The 10,000-nt window shown below is 45.3% G+C and carries 12 protein-coding genes; 4 read left to right on the top strand and 8 right to left on the bottom strand.

The genetic code is table 11. From position 1 onward, the window contains the following. Nucleotides 1-67: 67 nt before the first annotated feature. Both LDL18_RS02090 and LDL18_RS02085 read right to left on the bottom strand, forming a co-directional pair. A complete protein-coding gene (locus LDL18_RS02090) occupies nucleotides 68-1,045 on the bottom strand; it encodes an acylglycerol kinase family protein (RefSeq protein ID WP_296506650.1) in 978 nt (325 codons plus the stop codon). Then, on the bottom strand, nucleotides 1,042-1,581 hold the full coding sequence (locus LDL18_RS02085; RefSeq protein WP_296506648.1) for a DUF2141 domain-containing protein: 540 nt from the start codon (nucleotides 1,579-1,581) through the stop codon (nucleotides 1,042-1,044). Before LDL18_RS02085 ends, LDL18_RS02090 begins: the two co-directional genes overlap by 4 nt. Nucleotides 1,582-1,708: 127 nt before the next feature. On the opposite strand from LDL18_RS02085, the gene lptF reads away from it, so the two are divergent. Further along, on the top strand, nucleotides 1,709-2,920 hold the full coding sequence (gene lptF, locus LDL18_RS02080; protein WP_296506646.1) for an LPS export ABC transporter permease LptF: 1,212 nt from the start codon (nucleotides 1,709-1,711) through the stop codon (nucleotides 2,918-2,920). Next, nucleotides 2,917-4,011 (top strand): LPS export ABC transporter permease LptG, encoded by a 1,095-nt coding sequence (gene lptG / locus LDL18_RS02075; RefSeq protein WP_296506644.1) that lies wholly within the window; start codon nucleotides 2,917-2,919, stop codon nucleotides 4,009-4,011. The genes lptF and lptG overlap by 4 nt, the downstream gene beginning before the upstream one ends. A 1-nt stretch (nucleotide 4,012) precedes the next feature. On the opposite strand, the gene LDL18_RS02070 is transcribed toward lptG, so the two are convergent. The 3 genes from LDL18_RS02070 to LDL18_RS02060 form a co-directional block, all read right to left on the bottom strand. Then, complete coding sequence (locus tag LDL18_RS02070; RefSeq protein ID WP_296506642.1) at nucleotides 4,013-4,858, bottom strand: N-formylglutamate amidohydrolase; 846 nt, start codon at nucleotides 4,856-4,858, stop codon at nucleotides 4,013-4,015. Between the two features lie 2 nt (nucleotides 4,859-4,860). Next, nucleotides 4,861-5,535 carry a hypothetical protein gene (locus LDL18_RS02065; protein WP_296506639.1) on the bottom strand — a complete coding sequence of 225 codons (675 nt, stop codon included), beginning with the start codon at nucleotides 5,533-5,535 and terminating at the stop codon, nucleotides 4,861-4,863. A 328-nt stretch (nucleotides 5,536-5,863) separates the two neighbouring features. Beyond that, the gene (locus tag LDL18_RS02060; protein ID WP_296506637.1) at nucleotides 5,864-6,112 is read right to left on the bottom strand and encodes a hypothetical protein; all 249 of its coding nucleotides are present in this window, start codon (nucleotides 6,110-6,112) and stop codon (nucleotides 5,864-5,866) included. Between the two features lie 154 nt (nucleotides 6,113-6,266). On the opposite strand from LDL18_RS02060, the gene LDL18_RS02055 reads away from it, so the two are divergent. Further along, nucleotides 6,267-7,088: a sterol desaturase family protein gene (locus tag LDL18_RS02055; RefSeq protein ID WP_296506635.1), complete on the top strand. Its 822-nt coding sequence runs from the start codon at nucleotides 6,267-6,269 to the stop codon at nucleotides 7,086-7,088. 135 nt (nucleotides 7,089-7,223) lie between these two features. Then, nucleotides 7,224-8,381, top strand: coding sequence for an N-acetyltransferase (locus tag LDL18_RS02050; RefSeq protein ID WP_296506633.1), 1,158 nt, complete (start codon nucleotides 7,224-7,226; stop codon nucleotides 8,379-8,381). A 78-nt stretch (nucleotides 8,382-8,459) separates the two neighbouring features. On the opposite strand, the gene xth is transcribed toward LDL18_RS02050, so the two are convergent. From xth to LDL18_RS02035, 3 genes are all read right to left on the bottom strand, one after another. After that, nucleotides 8,460-9,245, bottom strand: coding sequence for an exodeoxyribonuclease III (gene xth / locus LDL18_RS02045; RefSeq protein ID WP_296506631.1), 786 nt, complete (start codon nucleotides 9,243-9,245; stop codon nucleotides 8,460-8,462). Continuing rightward, entirely contained in the window at nucleotides 9,245-9,592 is a 348-nt protein-coding gene (locus LDL18_RS02040; RefSeq protein ID WP_296506629.1) for an iron-sulfur cluster assembly accessory protein, read from the bottom strand. Before LDL18_RS02040 ends, xth begins: the two co-directional genes overlap by 1 nt. Nucleotides 9,593-9,683: 91 nt before the next feature. Beyond that, a partial coding sequence (locus LDL18_RS02035; RefSeq protein WP_296506628.1) for a M23 family metallopeptidase occupies nucleotides 9,684-10,000 on the bottom strand: 317 nt, incomplete at its 5' end.

Raw genomic sequence — 10,000 nt, 5'->3', positions numbered from 1 at the left:
TTTATAGCATATTATAACCGCCAAAAGCGGTTATAGCCCCCCTGCTTTTAGATCAGTGCAATAAAATTTAGACGGCGAGTTTCACAAAAGAAATCGGCTCAGTATGCCGCAAAATAACCGGATGTTCGTTATCAGCAAAAAAGACTTCGCCATCCAAGATTAAATGTGAGCGTTCACCAGCAATTCTGATTTCATCATCCTGTTTGAGATGTACGCCTTTGATACGGCTTTTCCCGAGCCGTCCAACGATACCGGCCGCCACCGCATGAATAAGATGAAACGGATTTTGGTCAACCATCATCAGTTTCATTGAGCCTTTATCTTGCGGATCTTGTTGGAATACATGTGTTCCAACCAAGAGCCGTTCCAAGGTCGTTACCACCAAAAGAGAGAAGTTACCCTTGATCTGGCCTTGCTGCATCAAGGAAACAGAAATAGGCCGCGCTGCACGGGGTAAAAAGGACAAAGGCGCACGAATAAACATGGATATCAGAAGCGCAAAAGCCGCGATGACATGGCTGATACCATTAGGTAAACCAAGCGGATAAATCGTATCACGACAATAGATGATAAGATCCGCCAGTCCTGCCCCACCGAGAAACATCCCGAGGACGGGTGGTTTATCACTGCTATCCGATAAGGCGATCAATTCGCGTTTGACGATATGGCTGTCGAGATCACCGCGTGCAATATCCAGAATTTTTTGCAAGGCCACCACAGGGTCACCTTCTGCCCCCAAATCCAACGCAATCAGATTGGTTTTGCCATTGGGTAGAACCGCAACCGGCGGCACCATATGCTTTTCAAAATATTTGCCAGTATAAAGAGCCGTCAAAACAGTTTGGACAGTGCCGTCCCCGCCATTCACGACCAAAATAGATGGCCGTGTTTGGGCGATACTGGATAACGCCTCCCCTATCTGATCCACCTCTTCCACTTCGTAATGAAAGACATCGTCTTCCTGAATACAAAAATGTCTGATGTCGGGTAACTTTGCCCGATTGCCGGTAGATTGTGGATTAGACAGCAAGGCAACTGAAGTCATCGCGCGCCCTCGCTGTTTTTCTTATCGTCAAGAGACGCAATTGGTTTAAAACTTAATCCCTGAATATATTTCATAATAATTTTAATATCTAAGACGCCATTTTCAACAGTAATAGTCGAGGCTTTTAGAGGGGGTTTATGCTTTAAAGCAACATCCATTAACGACATGGAAGGATTACCGGAAAAGCCGCCGCCATCTTCGCGGTCGGTATCGCCATTTTTATGACGCACTAAAACGGTGTAATCGCCGGCTTTTGGCACCGTCAGACAGACATCAATATTGCCTGTTTGGGGAAGTGGCGTTTCAACCCGCGTGAGGTATTTTCCCTTTTCAAAATAGACCTTTTGATCGGCATCATACGCTTGCACCCGCAGGGTTCCGCTACGGTTTTTCAGGCCTTCGACATGCACCAGAATAGCGGGTTTTTGTCCACCTTTTTGGCAGGCGGCGGCATCTGCCCCTAAAATAGCGGCATTGGCCGCATTTACGCCTATTATCAAAGGAATGGATGCGATAAAGGCTGTCAATTTCAGCATGACCTATTTACTCCGCAAAGCTATAGCCCGAAAATAACGACGCACGGTCATAAAGATTCGGCGTCTCCGTGGATGGTTACTTTTGAATGGTGATTGCGGCCATAAAATGGTGAGGAGCGCAGAAAGCTTGAGAATTTTTAATGCTATTGATCGTTATCTGATCCGTCTTATCACTGTTCCTTTGGTCACAACCCTGATTGTGTCGGCCATGTTAATGGTGCTGGACAAGATGTTAAAGCTTTTTGACTTCGTCGCCAATCAAGGGGGCCCCGTCAGTGTTGTCTGGCGGATGCTGGCGAATATGCTACCGGAATATATGTCCTTGGGCATTCCGATTGGTTTGACGTTAGGCATTGTATTGGCATTTCGCAAATTAGCCTTGCAGTCAGAGCTGGATGTGTTTCGGGCGGTCGGGATAAGTTATAGTCGGTTATTGCGGATTCCTTATATTTTTGCTTTCTTCTTTGCGTTGGTTAATCTTGCCATTGTCGGATATGTCGAACCTTATTCCCATTATGCCTATGAAGATTTGCGCTATGAATTGCGGTCGGGCGCGTTGGGGGCTGCGATCAAAGTCGGTGAATTTACCAAATTAGGCACCCATCTGACTTTGAGAGTGGAAGGCAGCCAAGATAGCGGTCGAAATCTTTCCGGTATTTTTGGCACCAGCGAAAATCCCGAAAATGGGCAAAAGCTGACGGTTACAGCCGATAACGGACGTTTCATGCCGTCCGATGATCCCAATGTTATTCTTTTGCGCCTTAATCATGGTTTGCTTATTCATAATCGCCCTGATTTTACCACGCCGCGTGTATTGACCTTTGAAAACCACGATATGCCGATCAAATTACCGGCAGTTGAAAGTTTCCGTGGGCGTGATGGTAATCAGCAGGAAATGACCCTGACTGAATTATTTTTTATTCTTCATCAAAAACATTTACCGAAAAAACTCCGCAATCAGCTACAGGCTAATCTCCATTTCCGTCTGGTCGAAGTGGCGACGATGTTTCTGTTACCCATGCTGGCTTTGACTTTGGCGATACCGCCCAAGCGTTCGACCTCTTCTTTAGGGGTGTTTTTATCGATCCTTATTTTGGTGACCGATCACAAGCTGAACCAATATTGTCAGACTATTGGAGGATTGGGGAAGATCAATCCGGTTCTTATGATGTGGCTGCCTTTTGTTTTATTCAGCCTGTTGGTTTGGCGAATGTATTATACCTTGGCCTATATTCCCGGTGGTCAGCCTATTGGTGCGCTGGAATGGTTTTTTGCCCGTATTTCGTCACGAATTGTCCAGTTTTTCAAAAGATTTTCATCGGGAGGGGTTAAGGCATGATAAGAAGGCTTTTCGCATCACGCCAGATTGCCTTTTATCTGTCGAAGCTATTTGTTGTCAGATGTTTTGCGGTTTTGGCAGCCCTTATCTTTATTCTCCAAACGCTTGATATGTTGGGGGAATCTGCACGTATTTTGGCAGTTAAAGGGAATGGTCAGGCTGAATTATTTCACTATGTCTTGCTAAGAACCCCTCAATTGATCGCGCGGTTTTTGCCTTTTGCGGTTCTGTTGGGCGTGTTGATTACGTTAAGCACCCTGAACCAGAATAGTGAAATCATCTCTATGAAGGCAGCGGGTATTTCGGCACATCAAATTTTGATGCCGCTGATTGCCAGTTGTTTTCTAATTGGATGCGTCAGTTTTGTCTTTAATGACCATCTTGTCACCCGCACGACGGCAAAGCTGGATGCTTGGCAGGCTGTCGATTATGGCCAACCACCCCCAGCCGCTACCAGCGGGGTGAATATTTGGCTTCGCGATGGCGACTATCTGATCCATGTCGATAATGTTCAAGGCTATGGCGATAATGTCCGTTTATCCGGTATTACCGTTTATAATCGCCCCAAAAAAACGTTGGTCAGTATTTTGTCTGCCGATACTGGACAATGGACAGGACATGGTTGGCATCTGAATAAAGTAAAATCCTTTGATGTCGCGGCTGACACGGTTACGGAAAAAACTGTTTTGGATATCAATACAGATTTACCGCCAGAACGCTTTACCCTTGCAGATGTTAAAGCCGATGAAATGGAAATTGTGCCATTATACCGTGCTATCAAGGCTTTGGATGCCGCTGGAAGGCCAACCGATGAATTAAAAGCCAGTCTTATTCATCGTTTTACGGGGTCTTTTGCTGCTATTTTAATGCCTATTCTGGGTTCTGTTGCCGGTTTTGGATTGGCGCGTTCCGGTCGGCTTTTTGTCCGTATCGTTATCGGAATGTCGCTGGGTTTTGCTTATTTTGTCGCGGATAACTTCGCCCTTGCTATGGGTAATTTAGGAACCTATCCGCCTTTATTGGCATCATGCTCGCCTTTCATTTTATTCCTTTTAATCGGGGAAGCCGTCCTTATCAGGACAGAAGAATAATTTAGCGAGACCATTCGATATATTGGGCAACGCCTTCGGCTATATCATGGATAAGCTGCCGAATAGCCGGAAGCGAAGCCGAAGGATGATATAAATCATCGTCCAGATAAAGGGCGCGATCTATTTCTATTTGTAAGGCATGACGCGAGGAAGACGGTTTTCCATGTCTGTCTACGGTGTAGCCACCTGCATAAGGTTTGTTAAAAGCCGGTTTTAAGCCGTGCTTTTCAACTATTTCAGCGATGACAGCCGTTATTTCCGAAGAGGCGCTATGCCCGTAGGCTGTCCCAATGACGATATCAGCCGCAACCCCCTTCTCATCCGGTATCAAAGGCGGCATTGAATGAATGTCGAGCAAGATCGCAGAACCATAACGGGATTTTATATTACCCAGAATATCAGCGATATGGCCATGCCACGGAACGTGATAATTTTCGATGCGATGGTGGGCTTCGTTATAAGGTAAAAGATGATGATATAACCCGCCGAAACCAGCAAGATAATTCGGGAATAATCCTAAGCCGTTACGGGCGCGTGGCGTTAGAATAACGCTGTCCAATGGCAAAGGGGGATCAATCATCATCGGGTCAATTTCCAGATGATGTCTGTTTAAGTCGATTAAAGCACGGGGTGAACAGGCCACCAAAGCTGAAAAACCGGCAGAAACCGCGTTATCGATGAGAAGATCGGCAAAGCGGTCTTCTAAGATAATCAGTTTTTCCGGCTCACAGCGTAATTTTTCAAGCAAATCCTCGGGGTAGAAACGGCCTGCGTGAGGAACCGTTAATAAGACCGGCCTTTTAGGTGGCCACTCTCCTAAGGGGAGAATGGCCGGCCTGTCTTTCACTTTCAGCCAGCCTGACATTTACGGCTGAGACGATCTTTATCCCAACATTCATTATTGAAAGGCGGTAAAGGCGGCTCGGAAGTCAGCTTTACGGTCGGTGCAAGAATATCTTTTACCGGAATAAGGCTGTTTTTAAATTCCTGCATCCGTTTTTCAGCCAGAGTGAACAAGCTGCCTTTCGGATGGATCATTGCTTCATGAGCGATAGAAGCCGCCGTATCGCAGAAGCCCAACTGTGCCTGCATCGTTGAAAAACGGTTGTAGGTCTGGGTCGAATGTTGGTCAAATTTGACCTGACCAAAACGGCCACCTGTCCGCCGGAAATATCCGCCCAAAGCCGTATAAGCAGAGGCCAATTCCCGTTTATGCGTTGCCAAAAGCTGGTTATAGACATGCGCCGTTTCGAGAATAGGGGCAAATTGGCATTGCAAAGCCGCGACATTCAACCCTGACCGCAATGTCCAGACCAGATTAGCGCGTTGTTCTGCCGGTGTAGCATTAACAAGGGGAAGAACGACCGAAGGATCATTGTCTTTGACCGGTTTACCGGAAAAATCATGCGGAGACCAAAACAGGTATCCAGTATTTGCAGAGGCCGGTGCAGAGGCCAGCAATCCGGCTGAAATAAACCCTGCCGTCAGAAAAGAGGCTATCCGACGACCGAAAGAAATGACCATAATATACGCTCTCCCGATGTAATAACGTGCTAGCCGACCTGAAACATCTTGATAGGAAAGAAGGAAGGTCGGAATAGATAAAGGCTGCTTATACAGTCTGGCTTAATAAGTGATTTATGGCGCTTTTAAAACGCTGTCTGATTTATAAACCATCTGGACAGGAAAGAACATATTTTAGCGTGTTTGGCTATTCAATTTTTTCTTTTTCGGAGCAAAAAAGCTAAAAGTAACCGGAGACGAAAATATCCCCGCCTTGCCAGCTATTTTTAAGAAAATTTATTGCTTTCATCACTCCCAAAAATATTCATCGTCAAGTTAATTAGCACCTTTAATTTGCAGGTAAGCTGGTGGCTTCGATGCTGTTATCGCCTTCCTCTTCAAAAATGCTCTCACTGGCCATTTCGTCATTGATTGTTCCCAAGGCGATATCGGTATCGGGATGGAGAGTCGCTTTTTGAAGGTCGCGCGTTTTGTCTTTGCAGCCGGAAACGGCCATATTCCCAAGCGCAAGGCCAATTATAGCGGCGTTTAAAAGAACCGTTTTTGAAAGTGCAGACATGCAACGGTTAATTTTCATAATAATGCCTTTTGGAAACTTTCGGGTTTTTATTCTTTAAATTTGCCTCAAAAAGGCCTTATTGCGCCTTAATAAAAGCAACAACCTTCTGAACTTCGGTTCCGATTGTGACCTGATTTGACGGGTGTCTTTCGGATCTGCGAGGATTATGACGATGAACACAACTGATGCCAAGACATTAAAAACAGCTTCCCGATTCTGGAAAAAGTCGCATTATCTGGGACGGATGACATTGAAAGAGTTGGTTGTCGTCTATTTCCAATATTACACGATTTTGACTTACCTGACATTGGCCGCCGTTATGATCGGTCTTTATATTTGGAAGCCTGCCCCTCTTTTACCGACTATTGCGTCTGTTGCGGTTGCTATTTTGGGTTTTCCTTTGGTGTGGTATGTCACCCATCGCTGGATTATGCATGGACATTGGATGTTTAAAGTCCCTTTCCTGTCGGGGCTTTGGAAACGGATTCACTATGACCATCATCTTGACCCCGATCATTTGGAAGTTTTATTCGGGGCGCTTTACAACACACTGCCAGCAGTGGCCGTAACGACTGCCCTTCCCGGTTATCTCATTGGTGGCTTTGGCGGGGCTTGTATTGGTTATGCCGTTGGTTTGTTAAGCACCTGTTTTTATGAATTTTGCCATTGCATCCAGCATTTGGGATATAAACCCAAGAACAAAAGGCTGGCTCTGATGAAAAAACGCCATCTGGAACATCATTTTCATGATGAAGATGGTAATTTCGGTATTACCAATTTCTTTTGGGATAAATTACTTGGGACATATTACGTTCGTCGTGAGCGTCCGAACAAAAGTCCGACGGTCTTTAATTTGGGATATACGCCGGAAATTGCCAAGAAATATCCGTGGGTTGCCGAATATTCCGGCGGTGAAGTTTTATGTAGCCCAAAAGAAAAAGACCGTTATAAAAGCTCTTTTGAAGAGGTGGATAAAATACAGGATATCCGCTGATTTTACATCATTTTTGTGTCTGGAGGCTATCGAGGGGTAGCATTCCGTTTCCGATTGTCTTTCTACCGCTTGTGCCAAGGTCAAGCCTTGTGCCTCAAAGCGTCTTTTGAAAATGAAGAGGCCTGATATATCCTTATGGCTGATCTGAAAATCTATCCTATTGGCACGAAGCAAAACCGTGACCTGAACCGTTTTATTGAAGTTGCGTATAAGCTGAATAAAGACAATCCGAACTGGATTGCGCCTTTGCGTAGCGAATTAAGAGAGCAGTTAAACAGTCAGAAAAATCCGTGGTTTGAACATGCTACGGCAGAATATTTTCTGGCTGAAAGAGACGGCGAGCTAGTCGGTAGGATATCAGCACAGATTGACCAATTGGTGCAAGAATCCCCGCCCGAACAAGGCGGTGGCAAAGATGTCGGTATGTGGGGCATGTTTGAAGCGGCCGATGAAGAGGTTGCCCATGCCTTGCTGAAAACGGTCGAGAAATGGCATGAAAAACGCGGGAATAAAAAGCTGATTGGCCCCATTAGCCTTTCGATATGGGAAGAGCCCGGTCTGCTTATCAAAGGCCATGACCATGCCCCGACTATCATGATGGGGCATCAGCGTCCCGAATATCGCGGATGGATTGAATCCTACGGCTATCAGGGTATTAAAGACCTGTTTACTTATGAGTTGGATATTACCAAGCCTTTCCCTGAAATTATTCAGAAAATTGTAGCGTCAGGCGAAAAAAATCCCCGTATCCGAATCCGGCAGGCGCAGAAAAAAGACTTCATTAGTGAAGCCAAAATCCTGATGGATATTTTAAACGATGCTTGGTCAAAAAACTGGGGTTATATTCCGTTAACCGATCATGAGATCGAACATGCCCGCCATAATCTTGAGCCTATCGTTTATAACGAATTGGTAATGATTGCCGAAATTGACGGCGAGCCAGCGGCCTTTATGATGACTTTGCCAGATGTGAATGAAAAACTGGCCGAATTTAAAGGAAAGCTGTTTCCTTTTAATTTTATCAAAATGCTCTGGTGGTTGCGACATCCTACAGTGAGAACAATGCGTGTGCCTTTGATGGGAGTCAGAAAAAAATTTCAGGCATCCCGTTTAGCAGGGCAGATGGCCTTTATGATGATTGAATATATCCGGCGTAATTCAGTAAGAGATTTTGGCGCGACAAGAGGCGAAATTGGTTGGATTTTGGATAACAATCAGGGGATGCGGTCGATCGCAACCGCTATTAAAAGCGAAGTAAACCGTATTTACCGCATTTATAGCAAAAGTATTTAAAACAAATCTTTTTTATCCGCCCGACCGATTGTCAGGAGATAAGAAAGATTTTCCTAGAAAATCGTGATTTCTCGACGATTATTTTTTATCGTCAATTTCTATCCAAACGGGGGCATGGTCGCTGGCCTTTTCTTGCCCCCGCATCTGACGATCAACACCAGCATCGGTTAAGCAATCCGCCAAATCAGGCGTAAGCAAAATATGGTCTATCCGCATACCATCATCGCGCGGCCAGCTTTGTGCCTGATAATCCCAAAAACTATAAAGGGCTTCAGATGGGTGACGGACGCGCAAGCTATCTGTCCATCCCGTGGCCAATAATTGTCGCCAGTAAAAAAGGCTTTCGGGAGCTAGCAGCGCATTATCGGCAAGTGCCGCAGCATTCCGAATATCTTTTATATCGAAAGACGGCACAACATTATAATCGCCCGCAAGAATAACCGGTTTTTCTTGCTGCCATAAAGAACGGGCATGTGCCAAAAAGGCTTTAAACCATGCCAATTTATAATCATATTTTGGGCTGTTGAGTGGATTTCCATTCGGAAGATAAAGACTGGCGACTGTTAAATTATCAATTTCGGCCTCAATATAGCGTGATTGCGTCAGGTCAGGATCGTCAGGAAGGCTTGTTCTGATAAGTTTGGGCTGTTCTTTTGAAAGAATAGCGACACCATTATAGGCTTTTTGTCCGTGAGACAGGCAGTGATATCCCGTTTTTTCAATTTCTTTTTGAGGAAAACGAGCATCATCCGATTTCAATTCTTGCAGACAGAGAATGTCGGGCTGAAATTTTTCAAGCCATTCTATCAATCGAGGTAAACGGGCATTGATGCCATTTACGTTAAAGCTGGCGATTTTACGCATCAGATAGAAAAACTGGAACCACAACCACAACCGGAAACAGCATTGGGATTGTCGATTTGAAAAGCCGCACCATTGATAGACTTTACAAAATTGACAGTGGCACCTGCCAAAAGATCAAAGCTGACAGGATCGACGATAAGCAAAGAGTCACCTTGCAGTGCCTGATAATCATCAGCTTCCGGTTTATCAGCCAAATTATACTGATAACGGAAACCGGAGCATCCTCCACCTTCTACGGATAAGCGTAATATGGCGGGCTTCTTTTGCTGACGAGCGATTTCCGCGACGCGTTCTGCGGCTTCTGGGCTGAAAATAATCGCGGCTTTATCGGTTGGGTTGTTTGTCATTTCTTTAAAATAAGCCAGAAATCATGACAGACAAGCTGTCATGACAAGGCTATTGAAAGTGATTTTCGATCTTAGCGATATCCATTTTCGATTATTTATGATGATGAATTTTGACATCCTTGACATCTTTTTCAGGCCCACCCTGCGCACCGGCAGAGACATTATCCAGCATAGCCATATGATAAGAATCAACAGCCAGAAAAGGCACCGGATTAACAGCTTCGCCCTGAATACGGACTTCGTAATGTAAATGGCTACCCGTGGAGCGTCCCGTTGACCCCATTAAAGCGATAAGATCGCCGCGTTTGATCGCTTGGCCTTCGTGAACCATAATACGGGATAAATGGCCATAGCGGGTCTGGATCATATGACCGTGGTCAATTTCTACCAGATTACCATAACCCGAAG

This window comes from Zymomonas sp. (genome assembly GCF_020216885.1).
In the GTDB taxonomy this organism is placed as follows: domain Bacteria; phylum Pseudomonadota; class Alphaproteobacteria; order Sphingomonadales; family Sphingomonadaceae; genus Zymomonas.
The sequence above is the reverse complement of the archived record's forward strand: the minus strand, read 5'-3'. Positions and strand labels throughout refer to the sequence as shown.